At 70.8% G+C, this 19,319-nt stretch carries 18 protein-coding genes; 11 read left to right on the top strand and 7 right to left on the bottom strand.

Going from position 1 to position 19,319, the window contains the following annotated elements; all coding sequences use genetic code 11:
* Window positions 1-24: 24 nt before the first annotated feature.
* Genes ACVBD7_RS22285 through ACVBD7_RS22305 form a run of 5 tightly spaced genes read left to right on the top strand, consistent with a single transcriptional unit; the run spans window position 25 to window position 6,065 of the window.
* The gene (locus tag ACVBD7_RS22285; protein ID WP_458095425.1) at window positions 25-1,875 is read left to right on the top strand and encodes an extracellular solute-binding protein; all 1,851 of its coding nucleotides are present in this window, start codon (window positions 25-27) and stop codon (window positions 1,873-1,875) included.
* A 3-nt stretch (window positions 1,876-1,878) separates the two neighbouring features.
* Window positions 1,879-2,988, top strand: coding sequence for a microcin C ABC transporter permease YejB (locus ACVBD7_RS22290; RefSeq protein WP_458095426.1), 1,110 nt, complete (start codon window positions 1,879-1,881; stop codon window positions 2,986-2,988).
* Window positions 2,989-2,998: 10 nt separating this feature from the next.
* Window positions 2,999-4,036, top strand: coding sequence for an ABC transporter permease (locus tag ACVBD7_RS22295; protein ID WP_458095427.1), 1,038 nt, complete (start codon window positions 2,999-3,001; stop codon window positions 4,034-4,036).
* On the top strand, window positions 4,033-5,652 hold the full coding sequence (locus ACVBD7_RS22300) for an ABC transporter ATP-binding protein (RefSeq protein ID WP_458095428.1): 1,620 nt from the start codon (window positions 4,033-4,035) through the stop codon (window positions 5,650-5,652). The genes ACVBD7_RS22295 and ACVBD7_RS22300 overlap by 4 nt, the downstream gene beginning before the upstream one ends.
* Window positions 5,649-6,065: a hypothetical protein gene (locus ACVBD7_RS22305; RefSeq protein ID WP_458095429.1), complete on the top strand. Its 417-nt coding sequence runs from the start codon at window positions 5,649-5,651 to the stop codon at window positions 6,063-6,065. Before ACVBD7_RS22300 ends, ACVBD7_RS22305 begins: the two co-directional genes overlap by 4 nt.
* A gap of 27 nt (window positions 6,066-6,092) precedes the next feature.
* On the opposite strand, the gene ACVBD7_RS22310 is transcribed toward ACVBD7_RS22305, so the two are convergent.
* From ACVBD7_RS22310 to ACVBD7_RS22320, 3 genes are all read right to left on the bottom strand, one after another.
* The gene (locus ACVBD7_RS22310) at window positions 6,093-6,509 is read right to left on the bottom strand and encodes a MarR family transcriptional regulator (RefSeq protein WP_458095430.1); all 417 of its coding nucleotides are present in this window, start codon (window positions 6,507-6,509) and stop codon (window positions 6,093-6,095) included.
* Window positions 6,510-6,623: 114 nt separating this feature from the next.
* Window positions 6,624-8,015: a leucyl aminopeptidase family protein gene (locus ACVBD7_RS22315; protein ID WP_458095431.1), complete on the bottom strand. Its 1,392-nt coding sequence runs from the start codon at window positions 8,013-8,015 to the stop codon at window positions 6,624-6,626.
* A 28-nt stretch (window positions 8,016-8,043) separates the two neighbouring features.
* Window positions 8,044-8,667, bottom strand: coding sequence for an SGNH/GDSL hydrolase family protein (locus ACVBD7_RS22320; protein ID WP_458095432.1), 624 nt, complete (start codon window positions 8,665-8,667; stop codon window positions 8,044-8,046).
* Window positions 8,668-8,799: 132 nt separating this feature from the next.
* Between ACVBD7_RS22320 and ACVBD7_RS22325 the strand changes: the two genes are divergently transcribed.
* The 4 genes from ACVBD7_RS22325 to ACVBD7_RS22340 all read left to right on the top strand — a co-directional run bounded on the left by ACVBD7_RS22325 (window position 8,800) and on the right by ACVBD7_RS22340 (window position 13,235).
* Window positions 8,800-9,978: a glycosyltransferase family 4 protein gene (locus tag ACVBD7_RS22325; protein ID WP_458095433.1), complete on the top strand. Its 1,179-nt coding sequence runs from the start codon at window positions 8,800-8,802 to the stop codon at window positions 9,976-9,978.
* A complete protein-coding gene (locus ACVBD7_RS22330; protein WP_458095434.1) occupies window positions 9,975-11,132 on the top strand; it encodes a glycosyltransferase in 1,158 nt (385 codons plus the stop codon). The genes ACVBD7_RS22325 and ACVBD7_RS22330 overlap by 4 nt, the downstream gene beginning before the upstream one ends.
* 137 nt (window positions 11,133-11,269) lie before the next feature.
* Window positions 11,270-12,253 carry a GDP-mannose 4,6-dehydratase gene (gene gmd / locus ACVBD7_RS22335; protein WP_458095435.1) on the top strand — a complete coding sequence of 328 codons (984 nt, stop codon included), beginning with the start codon at window positions 11,270-11,272 and terminating at the stop codon, window positions 12,251-12,253.
* A gap of 10 nt (window positions 12,254-12,263) precedes the next feature.
* Window positions 12,264-13,235, top strand: coding sequence for a GDP-mannose 4,6-dehydratase (locus ACVBD7_RS22340; protein ID WP_458095436.1), 972 nt, complete (start codon window positions 12,264-12,266; stop codon window positions 13,233-13,235).
* 61 nt (window positions 13,236-13,296) lie between these two features.
* Here ACVBD7_RS22340 and ACVBD7_RS22345 read toward each other — a convergent pair whose 3' ends face one another.
* Complete coding sequence (locus tag ACVBD7_RS22345; RefSeq protein WP_458095437.1) at window positions 13,297-14,715, bottom strand: glycosyltransferase family 4 protein; 1,419 nt, start codon at window positions 14,713-14,715, stop codon at window positions 13,297-13,299.
* A gap of 209 nt (window positions 14,716-14,924) precedes the next feature.
* Here ACVBD7_RS22345 and ACVBD7_RS22350 point away from each other — a divergent pair, with 209 nt between their 5' ends.
* Entirely contained in the window at window positions 14,925-15,581 is a 657-nt protein-coding gene (locus ACVBD7_RS22350) for an acetyltransferase (RefSeq protein ID WP_458095438.1), read from the top strand.
* 91 nt (window positions 15,582-15,672) lie between these two features.
* Window positions 15,673-16,827, top strand: a complete 1,155-nt coding sequence (locus ACVBD7_RS22355; RefSeq protein WP_458095439.1) for a DegT/DnrJ/EryC1/StrS family aminotransferase — start codon at window positions 15,673-15,675, stop codon at window positions 16,825-16,827.
* A 48-nt stretch (window positions 16,828-16,875) separates the two neighbouring features.
* On the opposite strand, the gene ACVBD7_RS22360 is transcribed toward ACVBD7_RS22355, so the two are convergent.
* Genes ACVBD7_RS22360 through ACVBD7_RS22370 form a run of 3 tightly spaced genes read right to left on the bottom strand, consistent with a single transcriptional unit; the run spans window position 16,876 to window position 19,118 of the window.
* Window positions 16,876-17,622 (bottom strand): ABC transporter ATP-binding protein, encoded by a 747-nt coding sequence (locus ACVBD7_RS22360; protein ID WP_458095440.1) that lies wholly within the window; start codon window positions 17,620-17,622, stop codon window positions 16,876-16,878.
* A gap of 5 nt (window positions 17,623-17,627) precedes the next feature.
* The gene (locus ACVBD7_RS22365) at window positions 17,628-18,470 is read right to left on the bottom strand and encodes an ABC transporter permease (protein ID WP_458095441.1); all 843 of its coding nucleotides are present in this window, start codon (window positions 18,468-18,470) and stop codon (window positions 17,628-17,630) included.
* Between the two features lie 60 nt (window positions 18,471-18,530).
* Window positions 18,531-19,118, bottom strand: a complete 588-nt coding sequence (locus tag ACVBD7_RS22370; RefSeq protein ID WP_458095442.1) for a glycine zipper 2TM domain-containing protein — start codon at window positions 19,116-19,118, stop codon at window positions 18,531-18,533.
* Between the last annotated feature and the right edge of the window lie 201 nt (window positions 19,119-19,319).

The raw sequence follows: 19,319 nt of genomic DNA on the forward strand, positions 1-19,319 counted from the left end.
GCGATAACCCCCACTCTCCACCCCATGCTCCGCCGCACCCTACTCGCCACCGGTTTCACCACGGGCCTTGCCGCCGGGCTGCGCCTGCCGGCCGCCCGCGCCCAGGGGGCCGCGCAAGCGCCGCGCCGGGTGCACGCCCTGTCGCTGCTGGGCGAGCCTGCCCTTCCGGCAGACTTCACCCACTTTCCCTGGGTGAATCCGGAGGCCCCGAAGGGCGGCGAGATCACCCTCTACGCCCTCGGCAGCTTCGACAGCTTCAACGCCTTCATCCTGCGCGGCACCGCCGCCGTCGGCAGCACCATGCTGTACGACACGCTGCTGAAGGAGAGTTCGGACGAGGCCAGCGCCGAGTACGGCCACCTCGCCGGCGCCGTGGAGCTGCCCGCCGATGGCCGGGGCGTGACCTTCGAATTGCGCGAGACCGCCCGCTGGCACGATGGCCGCCCCATCACCGCCGACGACGTGGTCTGGACCTTCAACACGCTCCGCCAGCACGGCCGCCCTTTCTACCGCGCCTACTGGGCCGATGTTTCCGAGGTGGTGGCCGAGGGGCCGCGCCGCGTTACCTTCCGCTTCTCCACCGACCAGAACCGCGAGCTGTCCCTCATCCTCGGCCAGCTCGCCGTCATGCCGCGCCACTGGTGGGAGGGCCGCGACTTCGCCCGCCCGCTGCTAGAGCCGCCGCTCGGCTCCGGTCCCTACCGCATTGAGCGCTTCGAGGCCGGCCGCTCCGTCCATTACCGCCGCGTCGAGGACTACTGGGCCCGCGACCTGCCGACGATGAAGGGCACCAACAACTTCGACCTGATGCGCTACGAGTACTACCGCGACGCCACCGTCTCGCTGGAGGCTTTCAAGGCCGGCAGCATCGACTTCCGCACCGAGAACGTGGCGCGCGACTGGGCCACCGCCTACGACTTCCCGGCGGTGCGCCGCGGCCTGGTGAAGCGCGACGAGATCCGCCACGAGCTGCCGACGGGCCTTCAGGGCTTCATCATGAACGAGCGCCGTCCCCTGTTCGGCGACCGTCGCGTGCGCGAGGCGCTCGGCCTCGTTTTCGACTTCGAGTGGATGAACGCCAACCTCTTCTACGGCTCCTACACCCGCACCAGCTCCTATTTCTCCAACTCCGATTTTGCGTCCCGCGGCCTGCCGGAGGGCCGGGAGAAGGAGATCCTGGAGCGGTTCCGCGACCGCCTGCCGCCCGAGGTTCTGACCCGCGAGTTCAAGGTCCCCACCACCGACGGCTCCGGCAACAACCGGGACGGCGCCCGCCGCGCGCTGGAATTGCTGCGAGAGGCCGGCTGGACCGTGCGCGACCGCCGCCTCACCAATGCCGGGGGCCAGCGCTTCGAGTTCGAGATCCTGCTGAACGGCCCCAGCTTTGAGCGCGTGGCCCTGCCCTATATCCAGGCGCTGCAGCGGCTGGGCATCGAGGCCCGCGTCCGCACCGTGGACCCGCCGCAGTACCAGGTGCGGATGGACGCCTTCGACTACGACATGACCGTCGATGTCTTCGGCCAGTCCTCCTCCCCCGGCAACGAGCAGCGCGACTACTGGACCTCGGCCAAGGCCGACGAGAATGGCAGCCGGAACACGATTGGGATCAAGGACCCGGTCGTGGACGAGATCGTGGAGTTGATCGTCAACGCCGGGGACATTGAGGCGCTGACCGCCGCCTGCCGCGCGCTGGATCGCGTGCTTCTCTGGGGTCACCACAGCATCCCGCAATGGCACAGCCGCACCTTCCGCCTGGCCTGGTGGGACAAGTTCGGCCGGCCTGAGCGCAACCCCAAGCGCGCCCTCGGCCTCGACAGTTGGTGGGTGGATGCCGCGAAGGAACGCGCCCTCATCGAAGCCCGGCGCGCGGGCTAGGCCTTGGGATCTTACCTCCTTCGCCGCGTGCTGCTGCTGGTGCCGACGCTGTTCGGCATCATCCTCATTAATTTCGCCGTCACGCAGTTCGCGCCCGGCGGCCCGGTGGAGCAGATGATCGCCGAGCTGCGCGGCCAGGGTGACACCACCCTGGGCCGCCTGACCGGCGAGGGCGGCGGCGAGACCCGTGCCCCCCGCCCGCAGGACCAGACGAGCGGCGAAGGCCCGCGCTCCACCTATCGCGGCGCGCGGGGCCTGGACCCGGCCGTGGTGGCCGAGATCGAGCGCACCTTCGGCTTCGACAAGCCGGCGACGACGCGGTTCTGGGAGATGATCACCAGCTATCTCCGCTTCGATTTCGGGCGTTCGCTGTTCCGGGATCGCCCGGTGATCGATCTCATCCTCGAGAAGATGCCCGTCTCCATCTCGCTCGGCCTCTGGTCCACCCTGATCATCTATCTCGTCTCCATCCCCTTGGGCATCCGCAAGGCGGTTCGGGACGGCACGCGGTTCGATGCCTGGACCTCGGGCGTGGTGCTGCTGGGCTACGCCATCCCCGGATTCCTCTTCGCCATCCTGCTCGTCGTGCTGTTTGCCGGCGGCTCCTTCGTGCAGTGGTTCCCGCTCCGCGGCCTCACCACCTCGGGCAGCGAGACCTGGCCCTTCTGGCAGCGCGCGGCCGACTACGCCTGGCACATGGTGCTGCCCACCATCGCCCTCGTCGTCGGCGGCTTCGCGGGGCTGACGATGCTGACGAAGAACGCCTTCCTGGACGAGATCAACAAGCAGTACGTCCTCACCGCCCGTGCCAAGGGGGCAGGGGAGGGGCGGGTGCTCTACGGGCACATCTTCCGCAACGCGATGCTGCTGATCATCGCGGGCTTCCCCGCCGCCTTCATCGGCATCCTTTTCACCGGCGCGCTGCTCGTGGAGATCGTGTTCTCGCTGGACGGCCTCGGCCTGCTCGGCTTCGAATCCGCCATCCGGCGCGACTATCCCGTGATGTTCGCCACGCTCTACATCTTCACCCTGCTCGGCCTCGTCATGCAGATCATCGGCGATATTAGCTACACGCTGGTGGACCCCCGCATCGACTTCAGCGCCCGCCGCTGAGCCCTTGATTGTGACCCTCTCGCCGCTCACCCGCCGCCGCTTCGCCAACTTCCGCGCCAACCGGCGGGGATGGTGGTCGCTCTGGATCTTCGCGGCCCTTTTACTCGTCACCCTCTTCGCCGAGGTGATCGCGAACGACCGGCCCATCCTGGCGCGGGTGGAGGGCCAGTGGTTCTTCCCCGTTGCCGTCGAATATGCCGAGAGCGACATCCTGAGCGACGGCTTCCCCACCGCCGCGGACTGGCACGATCCCGCTCTGGTCGAGGGGGTGGAGCGCCGTGGCTGGGCCATCTGGCCGCCCATTCGATATAGCCATCGCAGCGTGGTGCGGGACCTCGGCCGCCCCGCGCCGTCTCCGCCCTCCGCCAAGAACCTGCTGGGCACGGATGACCAGGCGCGGGACGTGCTGGCGCGCGTGATCCACGGCTTCCGCATCTCCGTGCTGTTCGGCTTCACCCTCACCATCATCTCCTCCGTCATCGGCGTCGCGGCGGGGGCGGTGCAGGGCTATTACGGCGGCTGGGTGGATCTGATCTTCCAGCGGGTGATCGAGATCTGGTCGGGCATGCCGCAGCTCCTGCTGCTCATCATCCTGGCCAGCGTCATCGAGCCGAGCTTCCTCTCCCTTCTCGGCTTCCTCCTCCTCTTCTCCTGGATGTCGCTCACCGGCGTGGTGCGCGCGGAGTTCCTCCGCGGCCGCAACCTCGACTACGTCCGCGCCGCCCGCGCCCTTGGCGTATCGGATGCCCGGCTGATGGCCCGCCACATCCTGCCCAACGCCATGGTGGCCACCCTGACCATGCTGCCCTTCATCCTGGCCGGATCGGTCACCGTGCTCGCCAGCCTGGATTTCCTCGGCTTCGGCCTGCCGCCCGGCTCGCCCTCGCTCGGCGAGCTCGTCTCCCAGGCGAAGAACAACCTTCAGGCCCCCTGGCTCGGCATCACCGCCTTCGTCGTGCTCGGCGGCATGCTGACCCTGCTTGCCTTCATCGGCGAGGCGGTGCGCGACGCCTTCGACCCGCGCAAGCAGCCCGGAGGCGGCCGATGACAACGCCGCTCCCTGGGCCGCTTCTCGATGTGCAGGACCTCACCGTCGCCTTTCGCGGCCAGCCCGTGGTGCAGGGCGTCTCCTTCGCGCTGAACCCCGGCGAGACCCTCGCCCTGGTCGGCGAGAGCGGCAGCGGCAAGAGCGTCACGGCTCTGTCCTGCCTCCGCCTCCTCGGCCCCGGCGGGAGCAACCCGGCCGGGCGCATCACGCTCGACGGCGTCGATGTGCTGAACGCCGCGCCGGACGCGCTGCAGCGCCTGCGCGGCGGCACGGCAGGCATGGTGTTCCAGGAACCCATGACCTCGCTGAACCCGCTGCACACGATCGGCCGGCAGGTCTCGGAAGCCGTCACGCTGCATCGCCCGATGCGCGGCGCCGTCCTCCGCGCCCGCGCGATCGAGCTGCTGCAGCGGGCGGGGCTGAGCGCCGCGGCGGAAAGGCTGGACGCATATCCCCACCAGCTCTCTGGCGGCCAACGCCAGCGCGTGATGATTGCCATCGCCCTCGCCAACGACCCGCGCCTGCTGATCGCGGACGAGCCCACCACCGCGCTCGATGTCACCATCCAGGCGCAGGTGCTGGAACTGCTGGCCCGCCTCAAGCGCGAGCTGGGCATGGCCATGCTCCTCATCACCCACGACCTCGCCATCGTCCGCCGCTATGCCGACCGCGTGGTGGTGATGAAGGACGGCGCCGCGGTCGAGCAGGGACCGGTGAGCGAGGTTTTCGCCACCCCGCGCCACGCCTACACGCGCATGCTGCTGGACACCCAGCCTCGCGGCCGCGCTGCTCCGCTTCCACCGGATGCGCCCGAGATCCTGCGCGCGCAGGACATGAAGGTGCATTTCCCCATCCGCCGCGGGTTGTTCCGCCGCGTGGTCAGCCATGTGCGTGCCGTAGACGGGGTGAACATTGCCCTGCGGCGCGGCGAGACCCTCGGCGTGGTCGGCGAGAGCGGCAGCGGCAAGACCACCCTCGGCCTGGCCTTGCTGCAACTCGAACGCTCGGATGGCACGGTGCTGCTGGATGGACAACCCATCCAGGGCCTGTCCCGCGCCGGCCTGCGCCCGCTCCGCCGCCGTATGCAGGTGGTCTTCCAGGACCCCTATGGCAGCCTCTCCCCGCGCATGAGCGTCGGCGAGATCGTGGGCGAGGGGCTGGCCGTGCACGAACCCGAACTGTCCCGCACCGCGCGAGAAGCGCGTGTTGCCGATGCGCTGCGCGAGGTCGGGCTCGATCCCGCCACCGCCGTGCGCTACCCGCATGAATTCTCCGGCGGCCAGCGCCAGCGCATCGCCATCGCCCGCGCCCTGGTACTCGGCCCCGAGCTCGTCGTGCTGGATGAACCTACCAGCGCGCTCGACGTCTCCGTCCAGGCCCAGGTGGTGGAGCTGCTGCGGGACCTGCAAGCCAGGCGCGGCCTGTCCTACATTTTCATCTCGCACGACCTGCGCGTGGTGCGCGCGCTCGCCCACCGCATCGTCGTGATGAAGGACGGCAGGCTGGTGGAGGAAGGCGAGACGGAGCAGGTGGTCGCGGCGCCCCGTGCGGCCTACACCCGCGCCCTGATGGAGGCCGCCTTCGAGTTGCGGGCCGAACCGGGAGAGCCTGCGTGACCGAACTTGAGCGCCTGCGTGACATGCTGAGCCGGGAGCAGGTGAAGCTCGGCATCAACATTCGGCAGATGAACGCGCCCGGCTCGCCCGTTTACCAAGCCTGGGAGAACGTCACCGTCCCTGCCATCCTGCTCACGACCAGCCTGCTCGCGACCATGTACATCCACACATGGGTCGGCTTCGCGGTTCTTGCCGGTGGCGCAGCATGGTGGATCCTGAAGGTGCTGCCGAAGATCCGCGACGGCGTGTTCGACCGCAGCGCCGCCTTCGCCCTCTCCAGCGAGGCCGCCTTCGACGCGCTCTGGGCGCGCGGCGTGCTCAGCCTCTACGCAAAGATGCCGGATGGGACGGAGCGCGCCGCTGCCAAGCGGCAGGACTGGCGCGCCTTCGTGCGCGAACTGCCGGAGGGTTAGGCCCTCCGGCGTTCCGTATCGCGCGTCTCAGCTCGCGCGCTTGGTCGCCACCGGCGTATTGGCCGGCTGCGCGGTCACCTTGCCGTCGTCGCTATCGTCCAGGGCGCCAGCAGCAGCCTCGGCCATGATGCTGCGCATCTCGCGGAGGAGCGCGGCGCCCTTCACGGTACGCTGCACGAGCACGGAGCGGCGGTCCTGCGGATCGGTCTTGCGGCGCGCGAAATCCAGCTCGCCGAGCCGGTCCAGCGCGCGCGTGATGGCGGGCTTGGAGACGTTCAGCGAGGCGGCCAGGCCGCGCACGGTATGCGGGCCCTCGCCGAGATAGACCGTCAGGAACACGCCAAGCTGCCGGGCGGAGAGGTCGGGACCATCACGGCGCACCAGCGCCACCACCGTGTCCCTGAGGATGCCGACGAACTGGTCCGGTGTGCCTTGCACGGGCATTCGGAAACTATCCTTCTCATGGGCGTCCCGGATCGCCGGACACGCCGTAACAGAATCAACCGCTGGGCCGACCCCGTGAGAGGGCGGCCCGGGCCGGTGTCGCGGGACGTCCGCTCAACAACCGTCCCATGCGGGCAGGAGTGCCATCAGACCGGCATGGAGCGCCCTGAGGCCCATGGCCTCGCCACCCTCGGGGCGGCCCGGCCTCGTCGCGTCGTTCCATGCATAAACGTCGAGATGTGCCCAACGTATGCCCTGGGGAACGAAGCGACTGAGAAAGAGCGCAGCAACGATAGCTCCCGCCATCGGCCGGCTGCCGACGTTGTTGATGTCGGCTGCCGAACTGTCGAGCCACGAAGCGTAACCCTCGTGCAACGGCAGCCGCCAAACCGGGTCGTGGCACGCATTTCCTTGCACGGAAAGAGCAGCAGCTAGTTCTTCGTCATTCGTGAACAGCGCAGGCAGATCCGGCCCGAGTGCCACGCGTGCCGCGCCGGTCAGCGTTGCAGCATTCAGCATCAAGTCGGGCTTCTGCTCCGCGGCGAAGGTGAGAAGGTCGGCGAGCACCAGCCGCCCTTCCGCATCCGTGTTGCCCACTTCCACCGTCAGCCCCGCGCGGGTACGCAGCACGTCGAGCGGCCGCATCGCGGTGGAGGAGACCGCGTTCTCCACCGCCCCGATCGCGACGAACAGGCGGATGGGTGCGCCGAGCCGCATCAGCGCCTCCGCTAGGCCGAGCATGATCGCGGCCCCGCCCATGTCCTTCTTCATGCGCTTCATGCCGTCAGCGCCCTTCAGGTCGAGCCCGCCGGTGTCGAAGCACACGCCCTTGCCGAGCAGCGCGATCAGCGGCCCGTCCGCCGCTCCCTCCCAGCGCAGTACGGCGACTCGGGGCGCGCGATGGCTGCCGGCGCCCACCGCGGCCACGGCCGGGAAACCCCGCTCCAGCGCCTCGCCCGCAATCTCCTCGAACCCGGCGCCGCACCGCTCCGCCAGCGCGCGCGCCGCATCCGCCAATTCGGCCGGGCCGAGATCGGCCGCGGGCAGGTTGATCAGTTCCCGGGCGCGCAGCATCGCCTCCGCCAGCACCCGCGCCCGCTCCGTCCCATCGGGCGCCACCAGCTGTGCCGGGCTGCGGGGCGGCGCCTTGTGCCGGGTGAAGCGGTAGCCGCCAAGCATCCAGCCAAGCATCGCGGCATCCGGGTCGCCGCCTTCCAGCCGCCAGGCCGTGTGCTCCGGCAGGCCGAATGGGGCCGCGCCATAGGGCCAGGGCGAAGCGGCCGAGGTGCCGAGCCCCAGGACCGCGCCGGAGACGCCTGCCCCACCCGGCAGTAGCAGCAGCTTGCCGGACTCGGCAGTGAAGCCACTCTCCCGCAGGAAGGCCGCCGCCGCCGGGTCCAGCCGCTGGAGCAGGGCCGGCAAGCCATCGCGTGTGACGGGAAAAAGGGGCCGGGCATCGGCGCCGGGCGCCGAGAGCGCCCAGTCGGGATTTGTAAACGACATCATTCAGCCCTGGATCGTACGACGTTCCGCGTCACGGCGGAACCGGAAGGCCCGCCCGGATGCCGTCCGCCAACGCCTGGGCAACGCAGGCATAGCCCCGGTCATTATGGTGCAGGCCGTCGGGCGCGATCATCGCGACCTCCGCGGTGCCTGACGCCACCCAGGCATCCATCATGCGCCGCCGGGAGAAGAGCGGCGCCGACCGCTCCCGGGCCACCTCGGACATGGCACTGTCGAAGGCGTCGCGCAGCACGGCATGGGCGGCAACCCAGGGGCCGCGCTGACTGTCCATTAGCACCACATCCGCCCCGGCTGCCTGGATGCGCGACACGCCCTCCGCGAGTAGGGCACGGAACTGGCTAAGGCTTTGGCCGCGGATCGCGCCGTTCACCCCGACCTGCCAGATCACCACCGCCGGTCGCGCCGCCACCACGTCGCGGTCCAGCCGCGCATACATTTCCGCCGCGTCCTCGCCGCCCCGGCCCCGGTTCAGAACCTGCACGGCCAGCCCGGTACGCCGGAGCGCCGCCTCGAGTTGCGCCGGATAGGCCTTGTCCGGGGAGGAAGCGTAAGCCCCCTGGGTGGAAGAGCTGCCGAAGGCTACCACGATGGCCGGCCGGCCCGCGCGCGCTGCCTCGGCCAGACGCGGGAGCACCAGAGGCTGCACCGGCGCGGGCGGGCAGGAGGGTGTGTCTTGCGCCCGCGCGGACGGTACGTCCTGCGCCCGGGCGGACGGGGTCAGGAGCAGGAGGCAGAGAAGGAGGGGGCGCCAAGCCATCCCTTGCCTATGCCGCAGCCCTCTGCCAACGCCAAGCTCCGCTTTCCCGCGGGCCGCACCAGTGTTACGGGCCGCCGGATGCGTATCCTGCTCTGGTACTGGGGGCGGCGCGGCGGCGGGGCTCAATTCACCCTTTGCCTGGCGCGCGGGCTGGCCGGCCGACCCGGCGTGTCGCTCGGCCTTTCCCTGGCCGACCGCAACGAGCTGCTGCCCGAAGCCCGCGCGCTCGGCGTGCCGCTCGACGCCGTGTCGACCTTCGCCGGGGCTGCCGGGGCAGCGCTTGGAGTTGCCCGCATCCCCTCCCTGCGCCACCGCTTGGTGGAGCAGGCCAGGTCCTTCGGTGCTGATGCCGTGGTCTCCGCCATGAATCATGTCTGGACACCCCTGGTCGCCGGTGCCCTGCCGCGGGCAGGGATCCCCTTCGTCAGCACCGTCCATGACGCCCTTCCGCATCCGGGTGACCCCGCCCTGGGCTGGGACTGGCGCCTCCGGCGGGAGCTGAACGCCGCCGCCGGTGCCGTCGCCTTCTCTGACGCCGTGGCGCGGGCCATCGCCGCCCGCCGCCCCGGCCTGCCCATCCTGCGCCTGCCCCTCGGTGCCCATCTGCCCGAAGCCCATCCACCGGCACCCAAGCGCGAAATGCCGCCCTTCGACTTCCTCTTCTTCGGCCGCCTGCGCGCCTATAAGGGCCTGGACCTGCTGCGCGACGCCTTCGCCGCGTTGCGCGCCCGCCATCCCGGCGTGACCCTGCGCGTGGTGGGGGAGGGGGACCCGGAAGCCTGCGCCCCCGGCCTTGCCGCCCTGCCTGGCGTGACCGTGGAGCCCCGATGGGTCCTGGATGCCGAGATGCCCGCCCTCGTCGCGGCCAGCCGCACCGTGGTTCTGCCCTACCGGGAGGCAAGCCAGTCCGGCGTGCTGCCTATCGCGCTCGCGCTCGGCGTGCCTGTGGTTGCCACCCCGGTGGGCGGCCTGCCCGGGCAGCTTGTGCATGGCGTCAGCGGCCTCCTTGCGCGCAACGCCACCGCCGAAGCCCTGGCCGAGGTCATGGGGGCGACCCTCGATCCCTCCCGCCACGCTGCGCTCTCGGCCGGGGCGCGCGAGGCCGGCCGGCAGCTGGCCGACTGGGACGCCCAGGCCGGGCTGCTGGAATCCTGGCTGCGGAACCTGCGCCCGGCAGCTGCCGGATGAGCCTCGCCCACCGCCTCTGGTCCCTTCTGCCCCGTTCGGCGCGGCGGGAAGCGCTGTTCGGCGCCGCCGCCCTGCTCGCCCCGCGCCCGGCCCGCCCTGAACCGGATGGCCGTGGCACCCTGGTGGTCGCGGGCTACCACAATGCCCAGACTGGGCTCGGCGTCGGCGCGCGCCGGATGCTGGCCGCCATGCGCGAGGACGGGCTGGACCCGATCGCGGCCGACCTGACCGGCCCGCACCGGCAGGGCCCTCCCGGCCCGCCGATCGCCGTTCCGCCCGGGCCAGGGACGATCATCCTGCACGTCAACGGCCCCATGCTGCCCTGGGGCCTGCTGGCGCTCGGGCGCCGGGCTGTGGTGGGGAAGCGCATCATCGCCTACTGGGCCTGGGAACTGCCTGCCCTGCCGCGGGACTGGAACCGCGGCTATGGCGCCTGCCACCGGATCTGGGCGCCCAGCCACTTCTGCGCCGAGGTCTTCGCCCGGCCTGGCCGCCCGCTGCCCCTCGTCGTCCCGCATCCGCCGCCGGTGCCGGACCCTTCCGCGCGTGGGCGGGCCAGCTTCGGCCTTCCCGCCGAAGCGTTCGTAACCCTGGCCCTGTTCGACGCCACCTCCTCGCTGGCTCGGAAGAACCCGCTCGGCGCGATCGAGGCGCATCGCCGCGCCTTTGGCAGCAGCCCGGACCACCATCTGGTGCTGAAGACCCACGGCACCGCCCAGGCCGGCCCTGCCTGGGCCGAGGTGGCACGCGCCGCGGCGGCGCAGCCGAATGTCCGGATCCTGGATGCCGACCTGTCCCGCCCCGACCTCTGGGCGCTGACGGCCTGCGCCGACCTCCTCCTCTCGCTGCATCGGGCCGAGGGCTACGGGCTGGCGATCGCGGAGGCGATGGCGCTCGGCCGCCCCGTGGTGGCGACGGGCTGGTCCGGGAACATGGATTTCATGACCGGGCCCGGCTGTCACGCGGTGCCCTTCACCCCCGTTCCCGCCCGGGACCCGCAGGGCACCTACGACATGCCGGAGGCCCGCTGGGCCGAGCCGGATCTGGACGAGGCCGCCGCCGCGCTTCGGCGGATTGCTGGCACCCCCGCCTTGCGGCGGCCTTCGCCCGTTCTGCTTCCCCCTCCCGACTACCGGGCCGCCCTCGGGCTCTGACCGGAAGGGCAGGGTTCGACAGGGCAGTGCCCGACATAATCGGCAGGTGGTCCGGCCCGTTTGGTCATCCCGCTCTAGCGACGGCGCAACAAGGCCGCTAAACGCACCCGGCCTGAACACCAGCGAAACTGGATCCAATGCCGCGCGCGCTCATCACCGGTGTGACCGGACAGGACGGGGCCTACCTGTCCCAACTCCTTCTCGAGAAGGGCTACGAGGTTTTCGGGCTGCTGCGCCGATCCTCCTCGGGCGACGTCATCGACGAGCGGCTGCGCTGGCTCGGCATCGCCGGCCGGGTGACGATGATGGACGGCAACCTCATCGACCTGTCCTCGCTCCTGCGCATCCTGCAGGAGGTCCAGCCGGACGAGGTGTACAACCTCGGCGCCCAGTCCTTCGTGAAGACCTCCTGGAACCAGCCGCTGCTGACCGGCCAGGTCACCGCGCTGGGTGCCGGCAACATGCTGGAGGCGGTGCGCCTCGCCGCGCCCAAGGCCCGCTTCTACCAGGCCTCGTCGAGCGAAATGTACGGCCTGATCCAGGAGCCCGTGCAGAGCGAGGCGACGCCCTTCTACCCGCGCTCTCCCTATGCGGTCGCCAAGCTCTACGCCCACTGGATGACGGTGAACTACCGCGAGAGCTTCGGCCTCCACGCCAGCAGCGGCATCCTGTTCAACCATGAGAGCCCGCTGCGCGGCATCGAGTTCGTGACCCGCAAGGTCACGGACGGCGCCGCCCGCATCAAGCTCGGCCTGGCTTCCGAGCTGCTGATGGGCAACATGGACGCCAAGCGCGACTGGGGCCATGCGCGGGACTACGTGAAGGCCATGTGGCTGATGCTGCAGCAGGAGGTGCCGGACGACTACGTCGTGGCCACCGGCCGCACCGTCACCGTGCGCGACATGGCCCGCATTGCCTTCGCCCATGTCGGGCTGGACTACGAGGAATTCGTGAAGGTGGATCCCGCCTTCATGCGCCCCGCCGAGGTGGACGTGCTGCTGGGCGACCCGGCCAAGGCGAAGGCCAAGCTCGGCTGGGCCGCCGAGACGAGCCTCGAGGACATGATCAAGGAGATGGTCGAGGCCGACCTCGCCCGTCACCGCGCGCGCCAGCTCCGCTAGGCCCGCCAACATGCGGCCGGCGCGCATCCTGCTGACGGGAGCCGGCGGTTTCGTCGGCTGCCATCTGCTGCCCGCGCTGCGCGCCGCCTTTCCGGATGCCGTCCTCGTCGCCGCGACGCGCAGTGCCGGGGAAGATCGGTCTGCCGGTGCGGACGAGGCGCTGGCCTTCGACCTCGACGACGCCGCCTCGATCCCGGATGCCGTCTCGGCAGCCCGACCCGATGCGGTGGTCCATCTGGCCGCCCGCGCCAATGTCGGTGCTTCCTTCCGCGACCCGATGGGGGCCTGGCGCACCAACCTCACGGGCACCGTGGCCCTGGCCGAGGCGGTGTTGCGGGTGGCGCCCGCCGCATCCTTCCTCCTCGCCTCCTCCGGCGAGGTCTACGGGCTTGCCTTCCGCAGCGGCCTGCCTGTGGCGGAGGACACCGCGCCCACCCCGGCCAACCCTTATGCCGCCAGCAAGGCGGCGGCCGATCTCGCGGTCGGGGAGATCGCGCTGCGGGGCCTGCGCGCCATTCGCCTCCGCCCCTTCACCCATACCGGCGCCGGCCAGACGGACGGCTTCGTCGTGGCCGCCTTCGCCCATCAGATCGCCCGTATCGAGGCCGGCCGGCAACCGCCTGTCCTGCGCACCGGCGCGCTGGACCGGTGGCGCGACTTCCTGGACGTGCGGGACGTCTGCGCAGCCTATGTCGCGGCCCTGGCCAGGGCGGAGACCTTGGCCCCGGGCATCGCCCTGAACATCTGCTCCGGCACCCCCCGCCGCATCGGCGACCTGCTGGACAGCCTTCTCCGCCTGGCCGGGGTCGAAGCGCGGGTGGAGCAGGAGGCGGCCCGGCTGCGCCCGACCGACGTGACCCAGGTGCTGGGCGACGGCACCCGCGCCCGTACGGCGCTGGGATGGGCGCCGGAAATCCCTTGGGAAGAAACCCTGGCGAGCGTCCTCGCCGACTGGCGCGCCCGGGTCGCGGCGGGCGAGTAGGGACGAGTTACCGCTCGGCCGGGCTGGCCGGCCGGATGACCCGGTCAGACCACAAGCCTCGTTACTCCTCGCCCGCGCGGGCGCCGACACCCAGATGTTCCGCCAGCACCTCGGCCGAGCGGCGCCACGGCATCGGCCGGAACCCCTCGCGAATTGCCGTTTCCCGCTCCGCGACCAGCGCGTCATCCGTGCAGGCCCGGCGGATAACCTCAGTGGCTGCGGTGATGTTCTCGGGATCGATATAGAGGCAGAACGGCCCCCCCGCCTCAGGCAGCGAGGTGCGGTCCGAGGCGATGCAGAGCTTCCCAAAGGACAGGCTCTCGGTCACCGGCAGGCCCCAGCCCTCATAGAGGGAGGGGAACAGGGTAAAGCGGCAGCTCCGGTACAGGGCGGCCAGTTCGGAATCCGTCGGGTCCGGCACCACCACCAGCTTGCCGCCGAGATTTCCCGAGTTCTCGATCTGCTGCATCAGGTCCTGCACCAGCCAGCCGATCCGCCCGGCGAAGACGAGGTGCGGAACGCGCTCGGGCGGCATTTCCTCCACCATCCGGCGCCAGGCGCGGAAGGCCAGCAGGTGGTTCTTGCGCGCCTCGATCGTCGAGACGACCAGCGCGTAGCCGCCCGGTGTCAGCCCGCCCGGCAGGGCCGCGGAGGCGGCTTCCTGCGTCGGTCCGGAGAAGCCGGTGCCGACGGGGATGGTACGGACGGGCCCGTTCAGCGCCACCCCCTCCCGCGCCGCCCAGCGCTCCACATCCCGCGCGGTGGCCTCTGAAATCGCGAGGAGGTGGTCTGCCCGTGGGGCGAACCCGTCGAACCAGCGCCCGAAGACCCGGACCAGCCCCGCATCGCACCATTCCGGGCGCAGCAGCGGGATCAGGTCGTAGACCAGCAGCGCGGTCCGGATAGAGGTGCCCGCGGTGGCCCGGTCCACGAAGGCACGGTAATCGGTGTGGAACCAGGGTGAGCCGAGCACGCCGAGCACGTCCCCCGGGCCGGCCAGACGGCGGATGTCCTCCCCCACCGTGGCCGCACCCGTGCTGCCCCGGGACGCCGGGCCGCGGAACAGGGATGGTGCCGCCCGCAGCGCCCGCCCGCCATGGCCCAGCGCCGTCCTTTGCGCGACCAGCGCCGCCCGCTGGGCGGCTGCGGCATGCATCAGCGGGTCACGGATGGTCAGCGGCAGCCGCCCGGCGAGCGAGCGGACGAGGCCGGGCCGGCCGGGGTTGCGCAGCCGTCCGCGCGGCACGGATGCCGGCTGCACAGCCGGCTCCAGCAGCCCCGCGAAGACCTGCTGCACCGCCTCCCAGGTCACAGTGCGGAAGCTATCCCCGATCGGGTCGTGTCGGCAGAACTGCACGCCCTCGCCCAGCAGGCCTCGCAACTCCGCGTAGAGCTCAAACGAAAGGCGCTGGATCCCGCTCGGGCGCGGGTTGCGGAGGGCGTAGTGGAAGAGGTCCTCCACATCGAGCCAGAGAGTCATCGGGGCCGGCTTTCCATCCCGGACAGCGGTAGGCCAGCCGCGCCCGGGGGACAAGCGGGGATGGCCCGGCGACCGGACCCGGGACGGACGGCTGTCAGGCGCGGCCAGCCGGGGCGACAGGACGGGGATGCACGTGCGATCCTGAACGAAGATCGTCTTACCCGGCCTTCCCTCATATGGGGGCCAGGACCTGTCCCCGGAGCTGCCCGTTGCCCGACCCCTCGTCCCCCGATCGTCCCCGCGTCGTCATCATCGGGGCGGGCGGGCACGCCAAGGTGGTGATCGAGGCTCTGCGGGCTGCCGGCTTCCCCATGCCGCTCGGCCTGATCGATCCGCACCCGCCCGCCGCCGAGGTGCTCGGTCTTCCCGTGCTCGGCGGGGACGAGTTGCTGGAGCGCCTGCGGGCGGAGGGCGCGGCGGCCGCCGTGGTGGCGCTGGGCGGCAATGCCCTGCGGCAGCGCGTGGGCGACCGGCTGGCCGCCCTGGGCTACGCCCTGCCCGCGGTGCTGCACCCTGCGGTCCAGCTCTCGCCCAGCGCCACGGTCGAGGAGGGTGCCGTCATCATGGCCCGGGCCTGCCTCGGCCCCGACGCCCGGATCGGCGCGCTGGCCATCGTCAACACCAACGCGGTGGTCGAGCACGACAACATTCTTGGCCCGGCAGCCCATATCGCCCCCGGCTGCGCCTTGGCCGGCAATGTCACGGTTGGGGAGCGGGCGCTGGTGGGGGTGGGCTCGGCGGTGCGGCCAGGGATCACCATCGGGGCGGATGCGGTGGTGGGCGCCGGCTCCGCCGTGGTGAGGGACGTTCCGCCGGGTGCTCGTGTCGGGGGCGCCCCGGCCAAGGTTCTTGGGCAGCGCGGCTGACGAAATGCCCTGGCGCGCCGGGCCGGAAAGGGGTGTAAGAGGCCCCGCATGTTTCGCCGGCGACAAGCCGGCCATGGGAGGCGAGGTCACGATGAGCGGTGCGACGAATCCGGCGCAGGGCGAGCGTCCGGCCCGCACGGCGCAGCCCCTGATCCCCGTCTATCGCCCCGACCTCTCGGGGAACGAGCGGGCCTATGTGCTGAACTGCGTGGACAGCACCTGGATCTCCTCGATCGGCGCCTATATCGGCAAGTTTGAGGCAGCCATCTCAGGCTTCACCGGCGCGAAGCACGCTGCTGCCGTTTGCAACGGCACCGTCGCGCTCCACCTGCCGCTCCACTGCATGGGCATCGGCCCGGGCGACGAGGTGATCGTCCCCGCCTTCACCTACATCGCCTCCGTCAACACCATCGCCCAGACCGGCGCGAAGCCCGTCTTCGTCGAGAGCCGCGCCGGCGACTGGCTGCTGGACCCCGAGGATGTGGAGCGCGCCATCACGCCGCGGACGAAGGCCATCATGCCCGTCCATCTCTATGGCGGCGCCTGCGACATGCCGGCGATCATGGAGATCGCCCGCCGCCGTGGCGTGAAGGTGATGGAGGACGCGGCCGAGGCACTCGGCACCACCATTCACGGCCGCCATGTCGGCACCTTCGGCGATGCCGGCAGCTTCTCCTTCTTCGGCAACAAGACCGTGACCACCGGCGAGGGGGGCATGGTGGTGACCGATGACGACGATTTTGCCGCCCAGCTCCGTCAGGTGAAGGGCCAGGGCCAGTCTCTCACGCGCCGCTACTGGCATGAGGTGCTCGGCTTCAACTACCGCATGACCAATATCTGCGCGGCCATCGGCCTAGCGCAGACCGAGCGCCTGCCGCAAATCCTGGCCGCCAAGCGCCGCCTCGCCCGCTTTTACAAGGACGCGATGGCGGAGCTGCCCGTCACCTTCCAGGTGCCGGTCGAGGGTGTGGAGAGCGCGGACTGGCTCGTCAGCCTTCTGTTGCCGGAAGGCACGGACCGGGACCGGCTGATGGCCGAGATGCAGGCCGCTGGCGTCGAGACGCGCCCGGTCTTCTTCCCCGCGCATCACATGCCGATGTACCGCGAGGACACGCGCTACCCGATTGCCGAGGACATCGCGGCCCGTGGCATCTCCCTCCCGAGCTTCCCGGCGCTGACCGATGACGAGCTGGGCCGGGTCGTTGAGGCGCTGACGGACGCGCTGCGGGCCCAGGGCAAAGCCTGAGCCCCGGGAGCGTGTGGGGGCCGCCGGGGCTTCGCCGCCCCGGGCGCCTCAGCCCAATTCGGCCATCATCGCGTCGACCACCGGTGCCACCGGCCCATCCGCCACGATCCGCCCGGAGTCCAGGCGGATGGCGCGATTGCACCAGCGCCGAGCGATTTCCATGTCGTGGGTGGCGATCACCAGGATGTCCGCGCCCGAGACGAGGGTGGTCAGCCGCGCCTCGGCCTTCTCCATGAAGGACGCGTCGCCGGCCATGAACCACTCGTCCATCAGCAGGATTTGCGGCTGCATGGCGGTGGCGATGGCGAAGGCCAGGCGGATGGCCATGCCGGCGGAATAGCCTTTGATGGGCACATCCATGAATTCGCCGAGCCCCGCGAAATCGGCCACCTCCTCCTCCAGGGCCGCCTGGCCGCTGGGGTCGAGGTTCCGGTACAGCGCGCGGAGGCGGACATTTTCCCGGCCCGTGCTGTCCGGATCCATGCCGGCGGCGGGGTCGATGAGGGAGCCGATGGACCCATCCAGCGCCAGCCGCCCGCCCACCGGCTCGTAGATTCCGGCCAGCGAGCGAAGCAGCGTGGTCTTGCCCGCGCCGTTGCGGCCGATCAGCGCAACGCGCTCCCCGGATTCGATCCGGAAGGTCAGATCGCGCAGGGCGCTGACCACCACGCGGTTGGACTCGTCGGTCCGCACGCGGGCGGCGGCCTTGGCGAGGAGCCGTTTCTTCAGGCTGCGCGCGCCCAGATGATAGAGCGGGAACTCGACCCGCAGCCCCTGCGCTTCGATATGCGCCATGATGTTCAGACCCAGAAGGCGAGCCGCCCGCGGAAGCGGGCGAAGAAGGCCAGCGACACGATGCCGACCACGGCGGTGTAGAGAAGGGCCGATACCCAGACGAGCACGCCGCCCCCGCCCTCGATCAGCGGCCCGCGGATCGTCTCCAGCACCGCGTAGAAGGGATTCAGCGGCAGCCACACGGCCGCCTCCTTCAGCAGTTCCGGCTTCCACAGGATGGGGGTGAGAAAGAAGGCCAGCTGCAGGATGTTGGCGACGATCGGCCCGATGTCGCGGAAGCGCGCGCAGATCATGCCGAGGAGGAGGGATGCGAAGAAGGCGTTCGCCAGCAGGATCAGCAGCCCGCCGATGGCCAGGAACGCCTCTGGCCCCGGGATGTGGCCGAAAGCCAGGAACACGATGGGGATGAGGGGCAGGCTGTGCGCCGCGGTCAGCACGTTGCGGAACACGCTGCGCAGCGCGTGCACGGTGAAGGGCACGCGGAGCTGGCGGATCACGCCCTCGGCCGAGGTCATCGACAGGCAAGCATCGGCCACCATGCCCGAGATGACGTTCCAGACCACCAGGCTGACGGTCAGGTGCGGCAGGTAGTCGGCCAGGCTCAACCCCAGCAGCCGGGAGTAGAGCAGGCCCAGCCCCACCATCATCAGCAAGGTGGAGAGAGTCATCCAGAACGGCCCGATCACCGAGCCGCGGTAGCGGTTGCGCATATCCAGCCGCGCAAGCGCCCAGGCCAGGCGCCAGGAGGCGAAGCCCTCGCGCAGGTCCGTTCGGGCCAGTTCCGCCCGGCGCGGCATCGCCGCGTCGAAGGCGTAGGAATCAGGGGCGAGAAGAGGTCCTGCGAGCATCGGGCGGCCCTATACACCGGCCGGTGCCCCGCCGGCCAGCGGCGGGGCACCGGACAGGCGTTACCGAACGGTAGCGCCGGGCCCGCCATAGGGTGCGCCGGGATAGGGCGCGTAGCCGGCGGGTTCGGCAAAGCCCGGCTTCTGAACCGCCTGCGGCGCGTAGGCGGAAGGCGGGGGGCCACCAGCGGCCCGGCTCAGCCGCGTGCGATCCCCGCGGGAGATCACCACGCGGTCGCCGGCCTGCAGCCCCTCCTCATTCGTCTGGACCACCTGGAAGTCTCCGCCCGTGTCCTCGCGCACCGTGAACTCCGCCGCCTGGCCGGAGCTGACACCGGAGCCGATGGCATTGCCGGCCAGACCGCCGAGCAACGCCCCGCCCAGGCCGCCAAGCACGTTCGAGCGCGGATCCCCGCCGATGAAGGACCCGGCGACGCCGCCCGCCACTGCGCCTGCCACTGTGCCGACCCCTCCGCCATTTCCGCGCACCGTAACCGGCCGCGTGCCGACAATGGTGCCATAGGAGACCATTGCCGTCCGGCCGAGCGCCCCTGTGCTGTAGACCGCGCCCGTATCCTGGGGCGCGCAGGCCGACACGCCACCGGCGAGAAGCGCCACGGCGAGAATGGGGGTGAGGTGACGGATCGACATGCGAAAATCCCCTGGATCAGTCGTGGAAAGCGCCAGATTGGGAGTGACCGCGGCCTGCACCACCCCCGGCCGGTGCCCGATGCGGGCGCGGCGTACGGCGTGCCATCCCTGCCGCGGGCGCTGCCTCGCCGCAACCCGGCCGCAAAGTCTCCTTGCCGCGGCCGCAAGCATCCGTTAGCCCTGCCGGTGCGACAGTTGTCG

It is taken from the genome of Roseomonas sp. WA12 (assembly GCF_054165765.1).

Excerpts from the sequence above, each read along its gene's own strand:
- ACVBD7_RS22325 (WP_458095433.1), top strand. The coding sequence starts at position 8,800 with ATGCCGCAGCCCTCTGCCAACGCCAAGCTCCGCTTTCCCGCGGGCCGC.
- ACVBD7_RS22355 (WP_458095439.1), top strand. The coding sequence starts at position 15,673 with ATGAGCGGTGCGACGAATCCGGCGCAGGGCGAGCGTCCGGCCCGCACG.
- ACVBD7_RS22340 (WP_458095436.1), top strand. The coding sequence starts at position 12,264 with ATGCGGCCGGCGCGCATCCTGCTGACGGGAGCCGGCGGTTTCGTCGGC.
- ACVBD7_RS22315 (WP_458095431.1), bottom strand. The coding sequence starts at position 8,015 with ATGATGTCGTTTACAAATCCCGACTGGGCGCTCTCGGCGCCCGGCGCC.
- ACVBD7_RS22360 (WP_458095440.1), bottom strand. The coding sequence starts at position 17,622 with ATGGCGCATATCGAAGCGCAGGGGCTGCGGGTCGAGTTCCCGCTCTAT.
- ACVBD7_RS22310 (WP_458095430.1), bottom strand. The coding sequence starts at position 6,509 with ATGCCCGTGCAAGGCACACCGGACCAGTTCGTCGGCATCCTCAGGGAC.
- ACVBD7_RS22370 (WP_458095442.1), bottom strand. The coding sequence starts at position 19,118 with ATGTCGATCCGTCACCTCACCCCCATTCTCGCCGTGGCGCTTCTCGCC.
- ACVBD7_RS22285 (WP_458095425.1), top strand. The coding sequence starts at position 25 with ATGCTCCGCCGCACCCTACTCGCCACCGGTTTCACCACGGGCCTTGCC.
- ACVBD7_RS22345 (WP_458095437.1), bottom strand. The coding sequence starts at position 14,715 with ATGACTCTCTGGCTCGATGTGGAGGACCTCTTCCACTACGCCCTCCGC.
- gmd (WP_458095435.1), top strand. The coding sequence starts at position 11,270 with ATGCCGCGCGCGCTCATCACCGGTGTGACCGGACAGGACGGGGCCTAC.
- ACVBD7_RS22330 (WP_458095434.1), top strand. The coding sequence starts at position 9,975 with ATGAGCCTCGCCCACCGCCTCTGGTCCCTTCTGCCCCGTTCGGCGCGG.
- ACVBD7_RS22365 (WP_458095441.1), bottom strand. The coding sequence starts at position 18,470 with ATGCTCGCAGGACCTCTTCTCGCCCCTGATTCCTACGCCTTCGACGCG.
- ACVBD7_RS22300 (WP_458095428.1), top strand. The coding sequence starts at position 4,033 with ATGACAACGCCGCTCCCTGGGCCGCTTCTCGATGTGCAGGACCTCACC.